Annotated in this window: 19 protein-coding genes; 13 read left to right on the forward strand and 6 right to left on the reverse strand. The window is 65.4% G+C overall.

All coding sequences use genetic code 11. The features are described 5' to 3' along the window. Positions 1-45 precede the first annotated feature (45 nt). The gene (locus KBY49_RS00800; RefSeq protein ID WP_261346077.1) at positions 46-1,845 is read left to right on the forward strand and encodes a glycosyltransferase family 39 protein; all 1,800 of its coding nucleotides are present in this window, start codon (positions 46-48) and stop codon (positions 1,843-1,845) included. Here KBY49_RS00800 and KBY49_RS00805 read toward each other — a convergent pair. Further along, complete coding sequence (locus tag KBY49_RS00805) at positions 1,842-2,399, reverse strand: DUF721 domain-containing protein (protein ID WP_254932886.1); 558 nt, start codon at positions 2,397-2,399, stop codon at positions 1,842-1,844. The two genes, KBY49_RS00800 and KBY49_RS00805, sit on opposite strands and share 4 nt — an antisense overlap. 67 nt (positions 2,400-2,466) lie before the next feature. On the opposite strand from KBY49_RS00805, the gene KBY49_RS00810 reads away from it, so the two are divergent. The 5 genes from KBY49_RS00810 to KBY49_RS00830 are packed head-to-tail and all read left to right on the forward strand — an operon-like array spanning position 2,467 to position 6,651. Continuing rightward, positions 2,467-3,246 (forward strand): PspA/IM30 family protein, encoded by a 780-nt coding sequence (locus KBY49_RS00810; RefSeq protein WP_254932887.1) that lies wholly within the window; start codon positions 2,467-2,469, stop codon positions 3,244-3,246. 33 nt (positions 3,247-3,279) lie between these two features. Continuing rightward, entirely contained in the window at positions 3,280-3,600 is a 321-nt protein-coding gene (locus tag KBY49_RS00815; RefSeq protein ID WP_254932888.1) for a thioredoxin domain-containing protein, read from the forward strand. Further along, on the forward strand, positions 3,587-4,792 hold the full coding sequence (locus tag KBY49_RS00820; protein WP_254932889.1) for an aminotransferase class I/II-fold pyridoxal phosphate-dependent enzyme: 1,206 nt from the start codon (positions 3,587-3,589) through the stop codon (positions 4,790-4,792). The genes KBY49_RS00815 and KBY49_RS00820 overlap by 14 nt, the downstream gene beginning before the upstream one ends. After that, positions 4,774-5,589, forward strand: a complete 816-nt coding sequence (locus KBY49_RS00825; RefSeq protein ID WP_254932890.1) for a biotin--[acetyl-CoA-carboxylase] ligase — start codon at positions 4,774-4,776, stop codon at positions 5,587-5,589. The genes KBY49_RS00820 and KBY49_RS00825 overlap by 19 nt, the downstream gene beginning before the upstream one ends. A 9-nt stretch (positions 5,590-5,598) precedes the next feature. Beyond that, positions 5,599-6,651 (forward strand): M23 family metallopeptidase, encoded by a 1,053-nt coding sequence (locus tag KBY49_RS00830; protein ID WP_396099126.1) that lies wholly within the window; start codon positions 5,599-5,601, stop codon positions 6,649-6,651. Here the strand turns inward: KBY49_RS00830 and KBY49_RS00835 are convergent. Further along, positions 6,619-7,311, reverse strand: coding sequence for an ABC transporter ATP-binding protein (locus tag KBY49_RS00835; RefSeq protein ID WP_261346078.1), 693 nt, complete (start codon positions 7,309-7,311; stop codon positions 6,619-6,621). The genes KBY49_RS00830 and KBY49_RS00835 overlap by 33 nt on opposite strands. Beyond that, on the reverse strand, positions 7,304-8,884 hold the full coding sequence (locus tag KBY49_RS00840) for an NAD(P)H-quinone oxidoreductase subunit N (RefSeq protein WP_261346237.1): 1,581 nt from the start codon (positions 8,882-8,884) through the stop codon (positions 7,304-7,306). The genes KBY49_RS00835 and KBY49_RS00840 overlap by 8 nt, the downstream gene beginning before the upstream one ends. A 124-nt stretch (positions 8,885-9,008) precedes the next feature. Here KBY49_RS00840 and topA point away from each other — a divergent pair, with 124 nt between their 5' ends. From topA to KBY49_RS00865, 5 genes are read left to right on the forward strand one after another with little or no spacing between them, the layout of a single operon-like run. Further along, entirely contained in the window at positions 9,009-11,747 is a 2,739-nt protein-coding gene (topA, locus tag KBY49_RS00845; protein WP_254932891.1) for a type I DNA topoisomerase, read from the forward strand. Beyond that, the gene (locus KBY49_RS00850; RefSeq protein WP_254932892.1) at positions 11,747-12,199 is read left to right on the forward strand and encodes a hypothetical protein; all 453 of its coding nucleotides are present in this window, start codon (positions 11,747-11,749) and stop codon (positions 12,197-12,199) included. The genes topA and KBY49_RS00850 overlap by 1 nt, the downstream gene beginning before the upstream one ends. Next, positions 12,199-12,849, forward strand: coding sequence for a DUF2232 domain-containing protein (locus KBY49_RS00855; protein WP_254932893.1), 651 nt, complete (start codon positions 12,199-12,201; stop codon positions 12,847-12,849). The genes KBY49_RS00850 and KBY49_RS00855 overlap by 1 nt, the downstream gene beginning before the upstream one ends. A gap of 4 nt (positions 12,850-12,853) precedes the next feature. After that, positions 12,854-13,993 (forward strand): nicotinate-nucleotide--dimethylbenzimidazole phosphoribosyltransferase, encoded by a 1,140-nt coding sequence (locus KBY49_RS00860; protein WP_254932894.1) that lies wholly within the window; start codon positions 12,854-12,856, stop codon positions 13,991-13,993. A 10-nt stretch (positions 13,994-14,003) separates the two neighbouring features. Continuing rightward, on the forward strand, positions 14,004-15,005 hold the full coding sequence (locus tag KBY49_RS00865; RefSeq protein WP_254932895.1) for a twin-arginine translocation pathway signal: 1,002 nt from the start codon (positions 14,004-14,006) through the stop codon (positions 15,003-15,005). 13 nt (positions 15,006-15,018) lie between these two features. On the opposite strand, the gene KBY49_RS00870 is transcribed toward KBY49_RS00865, so the two are convergent. Beyond that, positions 15,019-16,095 carry an aldo/keto reductase gene (locus tag KBY49_RS00870; RefSeq protein ID WP_254933961.1) on the reverse strand — a complete coding sequence of 359 codons (1,077 nt, stop codon included), beginning with the start codon at positions 16,093-16,095 and terminating at the stop codon, positions 15,019-15,021. Between the two features lie 85 nt (positions 16,096-16,180). Beyond that, on the reverse strand, positions 16,181-16,774 hold the full coding sequence (locus KBY49_RS00875; RefSeq protein WP_254932896.1) for a bifunctional nuclease family protein: 594 nt from the start codon (positions 16,772-16,774) through the stop codon (positions 16,181-16,183). Between the two features lie 67 nt (positions 16,775-16,841). On the opposite strand from KBY49_RS00875, the gene KBY49_RS00880 reads away from it, so the two are divergent. Next, on the forward strand, positions 16,842-17,525 hold the full coding sequence (locus KBY49_RS00880; protein WP_254932897.1) for a riboflavin synthase: 684 nt from the start codon (positions 16,842-16,844) through the stop codon (positions 17,523-17,525). Between the two features lie 49 nt (positions 17,526-17,574). Next, positions 17,575-18,150, forward strand: a complete 576-nt coding sequence (locus KBY49_RS00885; protein ID WP_254932898.1) for an HdeD family acid-resistance protein — start codon at positions 17,575-17,577, stop codon at positions 18,148-18,150. Here the strand turns inward: KBY49_RS00885 and KBY49_RS00890 are convergent. Then, positions 18,147-18,506: an AbrB family transcriptional regulator gene (locus tag KBY49_RS00890; protein ID WP_254932899.1), complete on the reverse strand. Its 360-nt coding sequence runs from the start codon at positions 18,504-18,506 to the stop codon at positions 18,147-18,149. The two genes, KBY49_RS00885 and KBY49_RS00890, sit on opposite strands and share 4 nt — an antisense overlap. Positions 18,507-18,674 lie beyond the last annotated feature (168 nt).

Here is an 18,674-nt window from a genome sequence, read left to right on the forward strand (position 1 = left end):
AGCTGTTTTGAGCCCAGTCCACTGGTTTTGCCCCCAGCATCTGGTTTGAGTCAGGCCCCCGAGGCCCCATCGCCCGTAGTCCGGCCCCTGCGGCTTTGGGTGTTGGCGGCCACAACCCTGCTTGGGGTTGTCATTTTTTTGTGGCGATTGGGCAGTAGCGGCCTGGTGGACGAAACCCCACCGCTGTTTGCCGCTGCGGCCCGCGCCATGGCCGAATCCGGTGATTGGCTGATCCCCCGGGTCAATGGCTTGCCCCGCTACGACAAGCCGCCCCTGGTCTATTGGGCCATGGGCTTTTTCTATGCCCTCCCGGGCCAAGAACACTGGAATCCCCTGGGCACCTGGGCGGCCCGGCTGCCCTCCGCCCTTGCCAGCATCAGCGTGATGCTGGGCCTGGCCCAGACGCTATTGCGCTGGCCCCAGCAGGGCCAGCGGCAGGCCCTTACCGCCCTGGCTGCGGCCCTGGCCTTTGCCCTCTCGCCCCTGGTGCTGCTCTGGGGCCGCATTGCCGTCAGTGATGCCCTGTTTTCAGGCTGCCTGGCCTGGAGCTTGTTGCTCAGCTGGCGGGCCTATGCCGGTGCTCGCCGCTGGTGGGCCTGTTGGTTGGTGCTGGGTTTGGCGGTGCTGGCAAAGGGGCCGGTGGCGTTGATCCTTTTTGGCCTGACCCTGGCCCTATTTGGCGGCCTGCAGCGCGATTGGCGGGGCCTGGTCAGAAAGCTCAAGCCCCTACGCGGCCTGCTGATAACTGCCCTGGTGGCCCTGCCCTGGTACGGGCTGGCCGTTTTGGTGGAAGGTGAAGCCTTCGTGGCTAGCTTTTTCGGCTACCACAACCTCCAGCGCTTCACGGTGGTGGTGAACCACCACCTGCAGCCCTGGTGGTTTTTTGGCCCCGTGCTGGTGATCGCCAGCTTGCCCTTCACGCCCCTATTGCTGCTTGGGCTGGCCCAGGCCCTGGCCGGCTGGCGACGGCCCGTTCAGGCTGGCCCCCCAGCCCTTTCCCTGCAGCGCTTTGCCGCCTGCTGGCTGCTGGCGGTGCTGTTGTTTTTCACCTTGGCGGCGACCAAGCTCCCCAGCTACTGGATCCCTGCCACGCCTGCGGCCGGCCTGTTGGTGGCCCTCACCGCCCCCAAAGCCAGGCGTTGGGCCTGGGGGGCGACCGTGGCCCTGGCTGGGGTGTTTTGCCTGGCCTGGGCTGCCGCACCGAGCTGGCTTCCCCTAATCCACGAACCGGAAATGCCAGCCCTGGCCCAGGAGCTGCTGGCGGCTGGATGGTTGCCCTGGGCCTCTGGGCTCTATGGCCTGGCTGTTGGGTTGGCTTTGCTGGGCCTCCGCCGCGATGGCGCCATCGCCCTGCTGGGTCTGCAGCTCCCCCTGGTGGCCTTTGTGCCCCTGGCGCTTATGCCTGCCTGGCAGGTGGGGGATCAGCTGCGGGGTCTGCCCGTGCGCCAAATGGCCCAACAGGTGCTGCGTCAGCGCGGGCCCCAGGAACCCCTGGCGATGGTTGGGATCATGAAGCCCTCGCTCCACTACTACGGGCGCCAGGTGGTGCTCTACGAGGGGGCCGAGCCGGTGGGCTTGATAAACCTGGCCGACCGCTTGGCCAGGGAGGGGCGCCAGGGGCTGCGGCCCAGCGCTGCCACGACTGGCTCAACGGTGCTGCTGGTGATTGACCAGGGCACCGCCGCCCTGTTGCCATGGCGGGCCGTTCCCCACCAGCAATTGGCCAGCCAGGGCCTCTATCGGCTCTGGCGGATCCAACGGACCGATCTCCAGGGCCAGGCCGAGCTGCTGCTCCAGGGCGGCCAACGCCCCGATTGGGACCTGCCCAGGCCTGAGCGCTACTAGGTCAAATCAGCCATGCCTGGCAGGTCAGCTGTTTCCTGGAGGTGAGAGCGGCGGCAAAAACTGCAGTGGCCCCAGAGGGCCATTTCGCCCGCCGGTGCCGGGCTGCCGCATTGCGGGCAGCTGCCCATCCCATGCACGTCCACCCGGCTGGGGTGCTGGGCCCATACCTGGGCTTCCTCCTCGCCCCCTGGGGTGCCTGGCCCCTGGCTGTGGTGTTGCTCAAAGCGCAGGTCCCGCACCGAAAAGCCCTTAGCCCGCAGGGACCCCAGCAGCTGGTGGCGGTTGTATTGGAGGGCCTGGAGCCAGGGCCCTGGGCCCGCCCCCACGGTGAGGAGGCCCCCCTGGAGCCTTAGGGGCCGGCAGTGGGGAGCCAGTTGGGGGCCAGCAATCGCGGGCCAGGCTTTCCAAAGGGCACCGAGGTGGTCGGCCTGTTGCCAGCGTTTTTGCAGGCTTTCCAGGCAGTTGGCCAGGCCACTGGCGGGCGCCCTGGGCGGTGCCATTAGGTAGGAGAGATTGCCCACCTGGCGGGTTTGTTCGCGGGGCGCCTTGGCCATTTCTGGAGGCTAGGCCCGTTTTGGTTAGCCTCATGGTCTGCAATCACCTTTTGGCGCAGTTGCATCCATGGGTTTTTTTGAACGTCTGAGCCGGCTGATCCGCTCGAATGCCAATGCGGTCCTGGGGGCCGCTGAGGATCCCTCCAAAATCCTCGACCAGTCGGTGGCCGACATGCAGGCCGACCTGGTGAAGTTGCGCCAGGCGGTGGCGACGGCAATTGCCAGCCAAAAGCGCATTGGCAACCAGGCTGAACAGGCCCAGGAACAGAGCCAGACCTGGTATGCCAGGGCGGAGTTGGCCCTCCAAAAAGGGGAGGAGGACCTCGCCCGCGAAGCGTTGGCCCGTCGCAAGACCTGCCAGGACACAGCCCTGGCCCTAACCGGCCAGCTCAACAGCCAGGCCGGCCAGGTTGAGAGCCTGAAGAAAAGCCTGCTCGCCCTTGAGGGCAAGATCTCCGAGGCCAAGACCAAAAAAGACATGCTCAAGGCCCGGGCCCAGGCGGCCCAGGCCCAGGTGCAACTCCAGAGCGCCGTGGGCCAGTTGGGTACCACCGGCGCCATGGCGGCCTTTGAGCGCATGGAGGAAAAGGTGGAGATGCTGGAGGCCAGCAGTGCCGCCGCCGGCGAACTGGCCGGGGCCGACCTCGAAAGCCAATTTGCGGCCCTGGAGGGGGCACCCGAAGTGGATTCGGAACTGGCGGCCATGAAGCAGCGCCTCTCCGGCGGCAGCCACCAGGTGTCCTTGCCCGCCGCTTCTGCCCCCTTGGCGGATGGGGTTCAAAAGGTCAAGGTCAGCGAGGTGGACATGGAGCTCGAGGCCCTCAAGCGCTCGATCAGCGAGAACTGATCCATACAATCGACTGAGCAAAGACCTAATCCCGTGGCCGTAGCCGAGTTCAACGATGCCAACTTCCAAGCCGAGGTGCTCGATGCCTCCGGCACGGTGCTGGTTGACGTGTGGGCCACCTGGTGTGGCCCCTGCCGCTTGATGGCGCCATTGATGGACTGGGCCGCCAAGGAGTACGACGGTCGCTTGAAGGTCGGCAAACTCGAGGCCGATGGCAATCCCACCTCAAGAGATGGCCAAAAAATCCAGGGCCTGCCCACCCTGATCCTGTTCAAGGAAGGCGTCGAGGTGGCGCGCCATGAAGGGGCGATGGCCAAGCCCCAGCTAGGGGCTTTCCTGGATGCCCATATCTGATCGGCTTTCCCGGCTAGGCAGCGGAGTTTTCGCAAGAAACGACCAGGGCAAGCTTCGCTATCGGCAGCGGTTTGCTGGCGCAGCGGGTGAATGCTCGATGGCGCCCCTGTTGGATCTCTCCCTGGGATCGACGGATTTACAGCCCCCAGCCGCTGCCATCGCGGCCATGGAGGCATCCCTAGCCCAACCCAGCAGTGCGGCCTACTGCATGCATGGCGGCACCCTGCCGTTTAGGCAGGCGGTGGCGGCCTGGGCTGGCCGCCGTTTTGGGGTGATTGTGAATCCCCAAACGGAGGTGTTGCTCTTGGTGGGTTCCCAGGAGGGCACGGCCCACCTGCCCCTGGCGGTGCTCAACCCCGGTGATCGGGCCCTGTTGCTCGATCCCTACTACCCATCCCACATGGGGGGCTTGCATTTGGCCTCCGCCGAACCCGTGCTCTTGCCCCTAGAGGCGAGCGCCGGCTGGCGGCCGAATTTTGAGGCGCTCAGCCCCAGCCAGTGGGATGACATTTCCTTGATGGTGCTGGGATTCCCCCACAACCCCACCGCCACCACCGGTGACCAGGCCTGGTTAGATGCCGCCGTGGCCAAGGCCCTCAACCATTCGATCGTGCTGGCCCACGACAACCCCTATGTCGACCTGGCCCTAGATGGCGAGGCCCCGGCCCTGTTGCGCAATCCCCATTGGCGTGAATGCGGCATTGAGTTTTTCTCTTTTTCTAAGAGTTGGTGCCTGGGGGGCTATCGCCTGGCCTTTGCGATCGGGGCGGAATGGCTGATCACGGCCCTGCGCCAACTGAAGGGGGTGGTCGATTTCAACCAATCCCTGGCCCTCCAGGCCGGGGCGATTGCTGCCCTGGAGCAGGCTTCTGAGTGGCCCGAGCAGTTGAAAGCCACCTATCGGGAGCGGCGCGACCGCATGGCCCAGGCCCTGGAAAGCCATGGCTGGCCTGTGCGGCTGCCATCGATGGCCCTCTACCTGTGGCTGGAGTTGCCTCCCCAGGCCACGCGCCTGGGCTGGAGTTCGGAGGAATTTTGCGCGGCCCTGCTTGAGGCCACTGGAGTGGCAATTACCCCAGGCAATGGCTTTGGCCCGGGCGGTGAGGGTTGGGTGAGGGTTGCCCTCGTCCATCCGGTGGAGGAGTTGGAGGCCGCGGCTGGCCGCATTGGCAGTTGGTTGGCGAGGCTTTGAGCCCCCAGGGTTGGCAAATAAGGCGCCTGGCTGTCTGCGCCAGCACCGAGCGGGAGCTGGCCCGCTGGCTGGCCCAGAGGGATGGGGCAGGCCTGGCCTTGGATTTGCCCCTGGCCCCAGCCTCAGGTTTGAAGGGATTGGCGGTGGTTTCCCGCAGGCAGCGCCACGGCCAGGGCCAGCAGGGCCGCCTTTGGCATTCACCCCCCGGTGGGCTTTGGTTGAGTGCGGCAGTGCCCTGGCCTGAGGCGAGTGCCAGTGCATCGGGCCTGGCGCTGGCCGTGGCCGTGAGCCTGGCCGAACCCCTGCTGGAGCTGGGGGTGGCCGTGCAGCTGAAGTGGCCCAACGACCTCCTGGTGGCTGGGTGCAAGTTGGCGGGGATCCTGCCCCGCCTGCGCTGGCGCGGGTCCCAGCTGCGCTGGGCCCAGGTGGGGGTGGGCATCAATGGGGTGAACAGGGTGCCGCCGGGGGCGATTTCCCTGGCCCAGGCCCTCGGTGCCCGTCGAGTGCACCCCAAGGCCTGCCCCGGGCGACTGCTGGCACCTGTGCTGGAGGCGATTGCCCGGGCCCCTGGCCTCTGCCTCAGCCCCGAACTGCTGCTGGACCGGGCTGAAGCCCTGCTGCTCCGCCCCAGTGGCGGGCTGTGGCATGGGGGCAACCTCTGGCAGGTGGTGGGATTGGAGAGCTCGGGAGGGCTAATCCTGGAGCGCTCTGGCATTCGCACGACCCTGCAACAGCGCTTTGCCCAAGAACTGCCGGCCCAAGGAGAACCCTCGGCTGCCAGGCGGGCCGATTTTTAGAGTGCGGCGATGAATGGGAACCGTCAGCTGCGTTGGCCCACCGCCCTGGCGGCGCTGATCTGGTCCGTGCCCCTGCTGGGTGCCGGCTGGGCCTGGTCGCAGGCCCTTGAACCTGCCCAGATGCCACCGGCTTCCCTGCCTGAACCCTTGAGGCCTGCCCCGGGCGAGCTGCGCAGCCAACCCCCAGCCCGTTTTGATAGTTCCCTGGATGCCCTGGTGCGGGATGGGGTGGTGACGCCGGCTGAGCGGTCCTTGATTCGCAGTGGCCAGGGCATGGCCCCCTTCAACGTGCCGGCCCATCAGCAGGCCTGCCGCAGTGGCGCCCTTTCCGCCCAGGAGTGCCGCACCGGCCTGGTGCTGCGCTGGGGTGTGCGCTCCGGTAGGCCCGGCATGGGCGCCGATGGCACCGAGCGCTTGGGGGCAGATGGCAGGCCCCTTTCGCCCCTGACCGTTCCGGTGTCGGCCCTGCTTTCCGGGGAGGGGGGCACCTTTCGTTTGGCCGATGTTTTTGGGGTCACCCCTCGCCCGGCACCGATTGGCGGCAATGGCAACCGGCGCCTGCTGTTCCCCCTGGTGGGATCGGCCGCGACCACCAGTGGCTTTGGTTGGCGGCTCCATCCCCTGTTGGGCAATTGGCTGATGCATGCCGGCCGCGACCTGGCGGCCCCTGAGGGAACGCCGGTGGTGGCCGCCCTGGCGGGGCGGGTGCTGAGCAGTGGCCTGGCGGGTGGCTATGGCCTGGCCGTTGAGCTGGAGCACGGCAGCCCCCGCCGCCGCACCCTCTATGGCCACCTCAGTGAGCTCTATGTGAAAGCCGGAGACCGGGTGCGCCAGGGCGAGGTGATTGGCCGGGTGGGCAGCACGGGTTTGAGCACGGGGCCCCACCTGCACTTTGAGCTGCGCTTGCCGGGCGATGGAGGCTGGGTTGCTGTCGATCCCGGTGATTTGGATCCCGGTCAGGCCGGAGCGGGCAGTGATGCCATCGCCCTGTTGATGGGGCAGCTGGTTCAGAGCCTGCAGCGGACCCGCTCAGCCGGCGGCAATGCGGCCATCGCGAAATAGCACCACCTTTTGGGCCCGCTCTGCCACCTCGTCTTCATGGGTGACGATCACCACGGTCATGCCGCCCGCATGGAGCTCGCCAAATAGGTCGAGCACCTCGGCGGTGGTGGTGGAATCCAGGGCGCCGGTGGGTTCGTCGGCCAGCAGTAGGGATGGGTTGTTGATGATCGCTCGGGCCACCGCCACCCGTTGCTGTTGGCCGCCAGAAAGTTGGTTGGGCTTGTTATCGAGCCGGTGCCCCAGGCCCACCCGCTCGAGGGCCTGCTTTGCCCTTTCGCGCCGCTCCTGGTTGGGCACACCCGCATAGACCATCGGCAAAATCACATTCTCGATGGCACTTAGCTGGGCCAAAAGATGAAATTGTTGGAATACAAAACCCAATTCCCGGTTGCGCAGATCGGCCAATTGATCGTCGTTTAATTGCTCAATCGGGGTGCCACTCAACCGGTAACTGCCTCTGGTGGGGCGATCGAGGCAGCCCAGGATGTTCATGGCCGTGCTCTTGCCCGAGCCAGAGGCACCCATCACGGCCAGGTAGTCGCCCCTGTTGACCATCAGGCTGAGTCCGTTAAGGGCCCTTACCTCAGTGTCCCCACTGCCGTAGACCTTGCAAACATCATTTAGTTCGGCCACCGGCAGGGCCTGGGAATTGTCAGCCAAGGGCTAGGGAAGCTTCGCTGGCGCTGGCGATGGCCTGCTGCAGGATCGGGGTGCCGGTGACGGCATCACTGGCCCAGGTGAATAGGGGGTTGGAAAGAATTCCGCCAACGGCGGTAACAATCACGCAGCCCACCAGGGCGGTGCGCAGGGCCGGTAGGCCGGCCACCGACCAGCTGATTTGGGGATAGGCCTTGACCACGTCGGAAGCTTCCTGGGGCTCTTTCACCACCATCATCTTGATTACGGATATGTAGTAGTAGATCGAAACCACCGAGGTGATCAGGCCCACCACCACCAATAGGTATTGGTGGTCTGCCCAGCCGGCAAAGAAGAGATAAATCTTGCCGAAAAAGCCCAGCATCGGCGGAATGCCCCCCAGGGAAAGCAGGCAAAGACTCAGCCCCAGGGTGATCAGGGGATCCTTTTGATAGAGCCCTGCGTAATCGGCAATCCGATCACTGCCCGTGCGCAGGGAGAACAGGATGATGCAGGCGAAGGCCCCCAGGTTCATAAATAGGTAGACGGCCATGTAGAGCACCATCGCCGCGAAGCCGTCGGCAGTGCCACAGACCAGGCCAATCATCACGAAGCCGGCTTGACCAATCGAGCTGTAGGCCAGCATCCGCTTCATCGAGGTTTGGGCCAGGGCGACCACGTTCCCCAGCACCATGCTGAGGATCGCGAGCACGGTGAAAAGCAGCTTCCACTGGGCTTCAAAAGGTTCAAAGCAGCCCACCAGGATGCGCAGGGCCAAGGCAAAGCCTGCAGCTTTAGAGCCCACCGAGAGGAATGCCACCACTGGGGTTGGTGAACCCTCGTAGACATCGGGCGTCCACTGGTGGAAGGGCACGGCGGCGATCTTGAAGGCCACGGTGGCCAGCACAAAGACCAGGGCCAGGGCGCTCACCGGTGAAGCACTGGTTTGCAGGGCTAGACCCACGGCCTCCAGGCTGGTTTCACCGCCGGTAAGGCCGTAGAGAAGCGAAGCTCCGTAGAGAAAGACGGCGGCGGCTGCCGAGCCCACCAATAGGTATTTAAGGGCTGCCTCGGAGCTGCGGGCATCCCGCTTCATGTAGCCCGAGAGCAGGTAGCTGGAAACCGAAAGGGTTTCTAGGGAGACAAAAATGCTCACCAGGTCGGTGGCGCCACAGAGGAACATCCCCCCGAGGGTGGCTGCCAACAAAATCGCGGCGTATTCCCCCACCGGTGAGCCGCTGCGCTCCACATAGCGCCAGCTCATCAACAGGGAGATCAAGGTGGAGGCGGCCACCACGGCGCGGAAGGCAATGGCCAGGTTGTCGGCCAGAAATGTGCCCACGAAGGATGGGCTTAGGGAGCTGTTCCACTGCAGGGCCAGCAGCACCAGGGCCGAGCCCAGGCCGGCGTAACAAAGGGGTGGCACCCAGCGGGTGGCTGCTTTTTCACCGGCCAGGTCCACCAATAGGCAGGCCAGCAGGGCTATCAATACGGCCGCTTCCGGCGCTATGGCGGAGGCGTTGAGCTGGAGATCGACGCCAATCGTGCCCGCTCCACTGCCGATTGCTTCGGCCACGGACGAGAGGGAGCCGAGCAGAACTGTCACAGCGACTGGGTTAACCAAGGTCTGATGCATCGGACTGTAGCGGCGCTGGCCACCATGTCTGGCAGGCGAACGGTCCCAGGATGCGATAAAGAGGGGAGCGGTTGTAAGCCTGTCTGTGGGTCATACCCTCGTAATTGTTGAAAGCCCTACCAAGGCGCGCACCATCCGGAGCTTCCTGCCAAAGGACTTTCGGGTGGAGGCCTCGATGGGCCACGTGCGGGATTTGCCCAACAACGCCAGTGAGATCCCCGCTGCCTACAAGGGGGAAAAGTGGGCAAATCTCGGCGTCAACACCAACCAGGACTTCGAGCCCCTCTACGTGGTGCCGAAGGACAAGAAAAAGACCGTCAAGGAACTCAAGGACGCCCTAAAGGGCGCCGACAAGCTGCTGCTAGCGACTGACGAAGACCGGGAGGGGGAAAGTATCAGTTGGCACCTTCTGCAGCTGCTCAGCCCGAAGGTGCCCGTCAAGCGGATGGTCTTCCACGAGATCACCAAGGAGGCGATTGGCAGGGCCCTAGACCAGACCCGCGAGCTCGACATGGAGCTGGTGCACGCCCAGGAAACGCGGCGGATCCTTGATCGCCTGGTGGGCTACACCCTCTCCCCCCTGCTTTGGAAGAAGGTGGCCTGGGGCCTGTCTGCGGGCCGGGTGCAATCCGTGGCGGTGCGGCTCCTGGTCCAGAGGGAGCGGGCCCGGCGGGCCTTCCGCAGTGGCAGTTATTGGGATCTCAAGGCCCAGCTCCAGCACGGCGGCACCAACTTCGAAGCCAAGCTCAGCCACCTGGCGGGCGAGCGCATCGCCAATGGCTCCGATTTCGACGAGAGCACCGGAGGCCTCAAGGGCTCGGCAACGGTGAAGCTTTTGGCTGAGGCAGAGGCCAGGACCCTGCAGGCCTCGCTGGCCTCCGCCAGTTGGAGCGTGGCTGGGGTTGAGGCCAAGCCCACGGTGCGCAAGCCCGTGCCCCCCTTCACCACCAGCACCCTCCAGCAGGAGGCCAACCGCAAGCTGCGGTTGTCGGCGCGGGAAACCATGCGCACGGCCCAGGGGCTCTACGAGCGGGGCTTCATCACCTACATGCGCACCGATTCGGTGAACCTCTCGGAGCAGGCGCTCCAGGCGGCCCGCAGTTGTGTGGCGGCCATGTATGGCAAGGAGTACCTGAGCCCCAGCCCCCGCCAATTCACCACCAAGGCCCGTAATGCCCAGGAGGCCCACGAGGCGATTCGACCCGCCGGCGAGAGCTTCCGCACCCCCAATGACTCCGGCCTTGATGGCAAGGACCTTGCCCTCTATGAGCTGATCTGGAAGCGCACCGTTGCCAGCCAGATGGCCGAGGCCAAGCTCACGATGCTGAGCGTGGAATTGCAGGTCGACGGCGGTGCCCAGGGCCCCGCCAGCTTCCGGGCCTCCGGGAAGCGGATTGATTTTCCTGGTTTCTTTAGGGCCTACGTGGAGGGCAGCGATGACCCCGATGCGGCCCTAGAGGGTCAGGAGGTGCTGCTGCCTGCCCTGACCGTGGGAGACAAGCCCAGTTGTAGGGGGGTGGAGGCCCTCGGGCACCAAACCCAGCCCCCGGCCCGCTACAGCGAAGCGGCCCTGGTGAAGATGCTGGAAAAGGAGGGGATTGGCCGCCCTTCCACCTACGCCAGCATCATCGGCACGATTGCCGATCGCGGCTACGCCACGCTCCAAAACAATTCCCTTACCCCCAGCTTCACCGCCTTTGCGGTGACTGCCCTGCTGGAGGAGCATTTCCCCGATCTGGTGGACACCAGCTTCACCGCCCGGATGGAATCCAGCCTGGATGAAATTTCCACCGGCAAGGAGCAGTGGCTGCCCTATCTCACCCAATTTTTCAAAGGTGATAGCGGCCTGGAAACCCAGGTGCAGCAGCGGGAAGGCGATATTGATCCAGGCGTATCCCGCACCATTGCCCTGGAGGGCCTGCCCTGTGTGGTGCGCATCGGCCGCTTTGGGGCCTACCTGGAGACCAAGCGGGTCGCGGAGGATGGCACCGAGGAACTGCTCAAGGCCACCCTGCCGCAGGAGATCACCCCTGCCGATCTAGACGCCGACAAGGCGGATCTGATCCTCAAGCAAAAGGCCGATGGGCCCGAATCGATAGGTGAAGACCCCGAAACGGGCGAGCAGATCTATCTGTTGTTTGGCCAGTACGGCCCCTACCTGCAGCGCGGCCAGGTCAGCGATGAAAATCCCAAGCCGAAACGGGCTTCCCTGCCTAAGGGGGTGAATCCGGAGGCGATGAACCTTGAAGACGCCCTGGGTTTACTGCGCCTGCCCCGCCTGCTGGGGGAACATCCCGATGGCGGCAAGATCCAGGCTGGTCTGGGGCGTTTTGGCCCCTATGTGATGCACGACAAGGGCAAAGGTGAGAAGGATTACCGCTCGATCAAGGCCGAGGACGATGTGCTGGCCATTGGCCTCAGCAGGGCGGTTGAGCTGCTGGCGATGCCCAAGAAGGGCCGCGGCGGTCGCACGGCCCTCAAGGATTTGGGCACGCCTGAGGGGGGCGATGAAGCCATCCAGCTGTTTGATGGCCCCTACGGCCTCTACGTAAAGCAGGGCAAGGTGAACGCCTCCCTGCCCGAGGGCACCACGGCGGAGACGATCAGCCTGGAGCAGGCGGTGGAATTACTGGCTGCGAAGGCGAGCACCGCCAAGACAAGCCGGGCCAAATCCTCTGCTGCCAAATCCACCACTGCCAAGGCCAAGGCCGCCAAGCCGGCAGCAGCGAAGAAGCCTCCAGCAGCCAAGAAGCCCCCGGCCACCACCAAGACCGGCCGGCTCCGGGCCAGTGCCGTGCGGGTGATCAAGGCGGCCGACCGTTGATGGCTGCCCGACCATTGGCTGTGATCACTGGTCTTTTGCTACTCAGTGGCTGCAGCGGCAGTCGCTTTGGCGAGCAGCTCTCCCGCAGTTTTTCTGCCCCCACCAGCCCAGCCACTCCCACCACACCAGACCTAAAGCCCCCTGGGGCAGCCAAGGAGCTGCCCGAAAAGCCCAAGCCTGCTGCCATCCCAACCGCCCCCGCTACCACCGTCAAGCCGCCCTTGCCGGTGCCGGTGAAGGCCAATCTGCCGGCCACTGCGCCGCTGGCCCCCGCCCCCTACCGGGTCACGATCAAGCTGCCCTCCGCCGATCCCTCCGCGCCAGCTGAGATCGTTACCAGGGCCCTGCGCTCAGCAGGGGTGTCTTTTGAGGTGGAAACGATCGAGCGGGTGCGCCCTGGGGCTCCGGGGGCTACGGGGGCTACGGCGGCTCCGGCTCCTGCGCCGCGCTGATGGCGCCGTCTCGCCAGCTGAACCGCCGCCAGGCCCGCCAGTTGATGGATACGGCCTACCTGTCTGCGGCCATGGCCCTGCTATGGCTGGCGCTCTACTACCTGCCGGTGGGTAGTCCCCTGTTTCGGCTGGCCTTGCCCCTCCCCTTGGCCCTGTTGCAATTGCGCCATGGCTGGCGCTGTGCCCTCGAGGGTGTGGCGGTCACCGCCCTGTTGTTGGTGGTGTTGATGGGTCCGATCCGCGGACCCCTGGTGCTTTTCCCCTATGGGGCCCTGGCCCTTTGGCTGGGTTGGTGCTGGAACCGGCGCACCAGTTGGTGGTGGAGCTGGGGGATTGGCAGTTTGATTGGCACCGCTGGCTTTCTGGTGCGGGTGGCCGTGCTTTCGGTACTGGTCGGCGAGAACCTCTGGGTGGTCCTGACTACCGCTGCAGCTGGCCTGTTGGAGAAGCTGGCCGGCTGGTTTGGCCTGGCTGCCTCCATCGAATTGGTTCAGGTGCAGGCCATGGCCCTAGCCCTGGTGTGGCTGCAAAACCTGGTGGTGGTGTTTGCTTTGCACGCCGTTGCCTATTGGATTTTTCCAAAGCTGAAGGCGGCGATTCCCGAGCCACCTCGGCTGCTACAGGCCCTCGTGGCCCTCGATTCGCCCTAGTCCGATGGGCGCCAACTGGCCCGCATGCCGCATACTGCTGCTACTCGCCGCCACCGACACGGCGGCGGTGGCGGGCATCTCGGCCGCCGGTGCCACCCCGGAGTCGCGGCGGCAAACAGCTGCGGCCGATGCCGAATTGCTCCTGCTGGGCCCCCTGGCGGCCCGGCCCCATGCCCTGCCGCCCCTAGACGCCGGCGTCAGCCCAGCCCTGATCGGCCATGTGGTCTTAAAGGAATTGGATTTGCTGGGCCAACTCGAGGTGATTGACCTGGGCTGTCCGATGGCCCCCGCGATTCCCCACCTGCGCCTGCCGGCCCCAGAGGCCGCCGGCCCGGCCAGCTGTCTCAGTGGGGGCCAGGCGATGGGGCGGGGCCGGGTGGAGGCCCTGATCGCCCGGGGTAGGGCCTGGGGCTCCAGCCTGGATAGGTCGGGCCAGCCGTTGGAGCGCCCGCTGCTGGTGGCCGAATGTGTGCCCGGTGGCACCACCACTGCCCAGGCGGTGCTTTGCGGCCTGGGGATCGCGGCCGATGGGCTGGTCAGCGGCAGCCTCCATCAGGCGGCCCATGGGCTCAAGGCAAACCTGGTGGCCAGGGGACTGCAGGCCGCCGGCCTGGCCAATTACATGGATGTTTGCAGAGTGGGTGCTTGCCCAGTGGATTTTTACTCGGTAGATGCAGTGGCAGTAATGGCGGCGGTGGGCGATCCGATGCAGCCCCTGGCGGCTGGCTTGGTGCTGGGGGCCATTGCCGAGGGGGTACCCGTGCTGCTGGCGGGGGGTAGTCAAATGGCGGCGGTGTTGGCCCTGGCCCTGGCCCTGGCCCCAGGGGATCTGCGGCCCGCCATCGCCCAAGGAGTTGAGGTGGCCACCACCGCCTGGGTGGTCGAGGAAGCAAGCAGCAACCTGGGGCTCCTGCTCGAGCGAATTGGCCAGCACTGGGGCTTGGCCCAAGCCTTGAACCTCCAGGTGGCGGGCCTGCGTTTTGGTGGCTGCAGCTGCCAGGCCCTGCTCGATTATGAGCGGGGTTTTGTCAAGGAGGGGGTGGGGGCTGGCGGCCTGGCCCTGCTCTGGGAGCGCTGTGGCCATGCCCCTGAGACCCTCGCCGCCGCCTGTGATGACCTGGCCCTGAAATGGCTTGGTGCCTAGGGTTTGGGCCATGGGTTTTGATCTTGCGCTTTCCCGTCGCCAACTGCTGCGTCTCGGACTGGGCGCTGGGGTATCCGCCGCCCTGCCGGGGCTGCTGAGTTCCTGTGGAACCAATGCGCCCCAGCGGCTGTTGGCCGCCGAGGGGGGCTTCCCCCAGGCTTGGGCGCGCCAGTTACCGCAGGGTTGGCAGCTGCAGGGCGTGGCCGATCTGGCGCAGATCAACCAGCGGACGGCGGCCCTTTGGTCGCTCAGTGATGGTTGGGCTGCGGCCATCCCCCGCCAGCAGTTGGAGCCCTTTTCGTTGCCTGGGGCCCTGGCTGAACTAGCCCCCTGGGCAGCTCCCGTCAGCCGTCTTTACGGCCCGGCAGATGGGGCCGTTTACGGCTTTCCTTGGGCCTACAGCCCCTGGGTTTTGCTGCTGCGCAGCCGCCCCGATTTGGTAGCAAGGAGCCAGGAGGGTTGGGACTTGCTGCTAGATCCCAGCCTCAAGGGCAAGTTGGTGCTGCCCTCCAGCCCTCGAGTGGCGATGGCCCTGGTGGGGAATTCGCTGGACCGGGTGGAATCGCTGCGGCGTCAGGCCCTGGCCTACGACGAGCGCGATGGCCTCAACCTGCTGCTCAGCGGTGCGGCCGAGGTGGCGGTAGCTCCCCTGCAAAGGGTGATCCCCCTGCTGCGCCGGGACCCCAGGTTGGCGGTGATTTGGCCCGCTTCCGGCTCTCCCCTCACCTGGCAGCTGCTGCTCCGCCCCCGGGGTGCAACTCTGCCGCCGGAGGCCTGGCTGAAGCAATTGGGCCAGGCACCCCTGCTGGAAAAGCTGCTTTTGCAGGGCTGGGTGCCCCCCCTGCCCCTGCCCCAGCTTGGGCAGGCCCTGCGGGGATTCCCTACAGCGGTGGCCCGTTTGCTGTTGCCCTCCGAGCAACTACTCCAGCGTTGCTGGAGCCTGCCGCCCCTGGATGCCCAGGCCAGGCTTGATCTGCAGACCATGTGGGATGCGGCTGCCCCACCAGCCTGAAAACCCCGGCCTGCTAATCCCAGAGCCGCCGCCTAGGGGCTGCGGCAAGGCGCCTGTGGGTATCGGCCAGTAGCTCTGGGATGTCGAGCTGCTGGGGGCAGAGGGGCAGGCAGTGGCCACAGCGCTCGCAGGCCTCCGCATTGCGGCTTTCCCACCAGTGGCCGGCCCGTCCGATCAGGTTGTATCGCTCCCCCGCGAAGGCCCCCATGCCATGGCCCACGGCCAGGTTGCGCAGGCGCAGCAGCTCGGGGATCGGCACTCCATTGGGGCAGGGCAGACATGCCTGGCATTGGCCGCAGCGCTCCGCCCCTAGGCGCTCTCGGCCGGCGGCGGCCAGGCGTCCCAGGGCTGCGAGTTGGTCGGCACTCAGCCAGGACCCATCGGGGCTTTGGATGGCCCTAGCCCAGGCCAAATCGCTCGGCTGGGCCGCCCCCAGGGTGAGGGTGGTGATGCCCTCCGCCAGCAAAAAGCGGTAGGCCAATTCCAGGGGATGGAAGGGGCTGCAGTCGGCCAGCAGCTCCGCGGGTGGATCGAACAGCCTGCCGCCCTTATCGGCTGGCGAAATGGCCATCACCCCAAGGCCGGAGGCCAGGGCTTGGCGGGCAAGGGGCAGCCGGCTTTGGTCGAATAGGTGCAGATGCAGGCTGCAGAACTGGAAGCTGCCTGAGGCCAGGGCCGCCCCAATTAGGTCGGCGGAGCCGTGGCTTGAAAAGCCCACCTGCGCCACCAGACCCTCCTGCAGGGCCCAGCGCAGCAGCAGGGCACCATCGCCATTTAGGGCCCATTCCAGGTGCTCCGGCAAGTTCAGGCCATGCACCGCCAGGTTGGTCAGTTGGCCAATCCCCAGCCGGCCCAGGCTGGCGCGCAACTGCTGCTGGCCACTGGCCAGATCACAGCCCGGAAGCACCTTGCTGGTGATCAGCCAGCCGCCATGGGGCTCCGCCTGCTCCCTGTCCAGCTGGGCCAGGGCCTCGCCTACAAAGCTTTCGGCGGGCCCATAGGCGGGGGCCGTTTCCAGGTGGTTAATGCCGGCATCTAGGGCGGCGCGCAGCACGGCCCCCATCTGGGCGGCACTGCCCAGGGCCCGCATCGTGCCCAAGGTGAATGCTGAAACGGCAGCACCGGGCCCAAATTGCCTGAGCGGCCCGGGCTTTGCCCCTATCCCCGCCTGGGCCCTAATCCCCGCCTGTTTCACCCGGTTTCTCCTCAGGGGGGCCATCCTTTGGAATTACATCCGGCTGGGCCCTGCTCAGATGGCGCACCAGATCGGCGGGGGAGGTGCTGTCGAGAAAACGGCGAAAGTCCTCTCGGTCTTCGGCATCGGCCTCGGCATCGACGGGAATCGAGGCATCGGCAACCACCTCCTCCAGCATCCAGATGCTGCTGCCGGTGCGTAGGGCCAGGGCAATGGCATCACTGGGCCGGGCATCGATTTCAAGGCTTTCCTCCTCGGCCAGGGGCTGGGCGGACTCGCCTTCGGCGGGGGGGCACGGGCTCAGCTTGAGCACGGCCCGAAAGGTGCTCTCCTCAATGGCGTGGATGATCACCCGATCCAGTTGCAGCCCGCCTGCCTCGAGCAGGGTGGCCATCAGGTCGTGGCTTAGGGGCCTGGGCGGCGTTTCATCGGCCAGACCGGCCAGGATGTTTTGGGCCTGGGCCTGGTCGATCCAGATCGGCACCTGGCGGCGGCCGGCCGGATCCCGCAACAGCACGATCGGGCTGCGGCTTGCCGCATCAAGTGCAATTCCGGCGACGCGCATTTCGACCATGGTCTGGCGCTGCCCTTTCCTTGATTATGGCGATCCCTACTCTGTGGTGGCTGTACACCGGGAGCGGATGTTTACCGGGTTGGTCCAGGCCACTGGCCGCATTGAGCAGGCCCCCTCGGGGGTGCGCCTGCGCTGGTCTGCGGATCCCAGCCTGGCTGGGGTTACGCCATGGATGCCCCAAAACCTGGCCCTGGGCGACAGCGTGGCCGTGGATGGGGTGTGCCTCACCGTGGCGGAATGCCTGGTCGATGGCTTTCGGGCCGATGTGAGCCCCGAAACCCTTGGCCGCTCCACCTTGGCCGCCAAGGCGGCAGCCGGGGATTGGGTGAATTTGGAGCCGGCCCTGCGCCTGGTGGATCGGCTGGGGGGCCACCTGGTAAGCGGCCATGTCGACGGCCTCGCTCAGGTGCGGGCGATTCGCCCCGAGGACAATGCCTGGCGCCTCGAGCTGCAGTGGCAAGACCCCGCCTACGGCCGCTACATCTGCGAGAAGGCCAGTGTGGCGGTCGACGGCATCAGCCTCACCGTGGCCGGTTGTGAGCCGGGTGGCAGTTGTTTCTGGATCGCGGTCATTCCCCACACCTGGGGGACAACCACCCTCCAGCAGTTGCGTCCGGGTTCCTGGGTGAACCTGGAGGCCGATCTCCTGGCCAAGTACACCGAGAGGCTGCTGAACGCAGGCGCTGCCAGCGGATCAGGGCCAAACCAGCTGGATTCCCACTGGATGGCAGAACACGGCTGGACTGCCTAATTTGCAGCCAGATCAACCCCAGCTGGCATCCGCCAGCGAGTAATCCACCATGACCTCCAGCTTCTGGAATCCCAACGCCAACACCCTGAGGGCCTTCACCCTTTTTGAGGGGGTTTTGATGGTGGTGTTGGGGGTGCTTGCCCTGATTTTTCCGATGGTGGCCTCGCTCTGGGCCACGGCGGTAATTGCGGTGGCCTTTTTGGTGGGTGGAATTGTCGGCTGGATTAACAACCTGCTGCGGGCCAAATCCCTGCGCCGTTGGGTCACCTTTTGGCGCCTGGTGGTTTCAACGGTGTTTTTGGTGGCGGGTGTCTCGATGTTTCAGCAGCTCAGTGGGGGCCAGCAGGATGCCGCCATACCGGTGATCTCCCTGGCCCTGGCCGTGGGCATTGTCTTCCTGGTGGAGGGGGGCGTGGCTGCGGTCGTTTCCCTAACCCATCGGGAAATAAAGGGTTGGGGCTGGGGACTGGTCAATGGCCTGGTCACCCTGATCCTGGGCGCATTGATCTTGAGCCTGCCGCTGCCTGGCATCTTGAGTGTGCTGGGCATCCTGGTGGGGGTGAGCTTTCTGTTCAGCGGCATTGACCTGCTGAGCTTCAGCGCCAGTTTTCACCCCGAGGATTAATTGGCCTCGCCTTCTTCGAGGGGCAGCAACCAAATCGCACCAGTTTCTTTGTGCAGTTCGATTTTGAATTCCATGCCCGGCTCCAGGCCCATGCGGCGGGTGTAGGCATTGCCAATCATCAAGTTGCCATTGCCGTGAACCCTGGTGTGGAAATCGGCTTGGCGCCCTTTGCCTAACCCCTGGGCCCCATGGCTGGCCGGCAGGGCATAGCCCTTGGCCGCCACCAGGGCTCGATAAAAACTTTTTTTCAACACCCTTCCACTGGGCCCTACGTATCCACATCCGCGGGCAATTTGATCCTCCGGGCGATTGCTCAGGGAGCGGGCTCGATCCAGTAGGGCTTGACCTTCAAGCATGACTTCTAGATCGTCCTCAATGGCGATGCTGGAGATAGGCAGATTGTGCCCAGCTGAACTCGTGATCTGCAAGGGCTTGAGTTGTTGTTTTGCTAAAACATTCATCAGCAGTGAATTGTGCGCAAATGCCCATCCATGATTTGGTTTTATCTGCTTAGCCTGTCGCCA

Origin of the sequence: Cyanobium sp. WAJ14-Wanaka, assembly GCF_024345375.1 — a bacterium.
GTDB lineage: Bacteria > Cyanobacteriota > Cyanobacteriia > PCC-6307 > Cyanobiaceae > Cyanobium_A.

Coding starts and splice junctions, on each gene's coding strand:
- KBY49_RS00850 (WP_254932892.1), top strand. CDS start 11,747: ATGGCTGCCCGACCATTGGCTGTGATCACTGGTCTTTTGCTACTCAGT.
- KBY49_RS00830 (WP_396099126.1), top strand. CDS start 5,599: ATGAATGGGAACCGTCAGCTGCGTTGGCCCACCGCCCTGGCGGCGCTG.
- KBY49_RS00860 (WP_254932894.1), top strand. CDS start 12,854: ATGGGCGCCAACTGGCCCGCATGCCGCATACTGCTGCTACTCGCCGCC.
- KBY49_RS00865 (WP_254932895.1), top strand. CDS start 14,004: ATGGGTTTTGATCTTGCGCTTTCCCGTCGCCAACTGCTGCGTCTCGGA.
- KBY49_RS00855 (WP_254932893.1), top strand. CDS start 12,199: ATGGCGCCGTCTCGCCAGCTGAACCGCCGCCAGGCCCGCCAGTTGATG.
- KBY49_RS00875 (WP_254932896.1), bottom strand. CDS start 16,774: ATGGTCGAAATGCGCGTCGCCGGAATTGCACTTGATGCGGCAAGCCGC.
- KBY49_RS00880 (WP_254932897.1), top strand. CDS start 16,842: ATGTTTACCGGGTTGGTCCAGGCCACTGGCCGCATTGAGCAGGCCCCC.
- KBY49_RS00810 (WP_254932887.1), top strand. CDS start 2,467: ATGGGTTTTTTTGAACGTCTGAGCCGGCTGATCCGCTCGAATGCCAAT.
- KBY49_RS00890 (WP_254932899.1), bottom strand. CDS start 18,506: ATGCTTGAAGGTCAAGCCCTACTGGATCGAGCCCGCTCCCTGAGCAAT.
- KBY49_RS00820 (WP_254932889.1), top strand. CDS start 3,587: ATGCCCATATCTGATCGGCTTTCCCGGCTAGGCAGCGGAGTTTTCGCA.
- KBY49_RS00885 (WP_254932898.1), top strand. CDS start 17,575: ATGACCTCCAGCTTCTGGAATCCCAACGCCAACACCCTGAGGGCCTTC.
- KBY49_RS00805 (WP_254932886.1), bottom strand. CDS start 2,399: ATGGCCAAGGCGCCCCGCGAACAAACCCGCCAGGTGGGCAATCTCTCC.
- KBY49_RS00870 (WP_254933961.1), bottom strand. CDS start 16,095: ATGCGGGCCCTGGGCAGTGCCGCCCAGATGGGGGCCGTGCTGCGCGCC.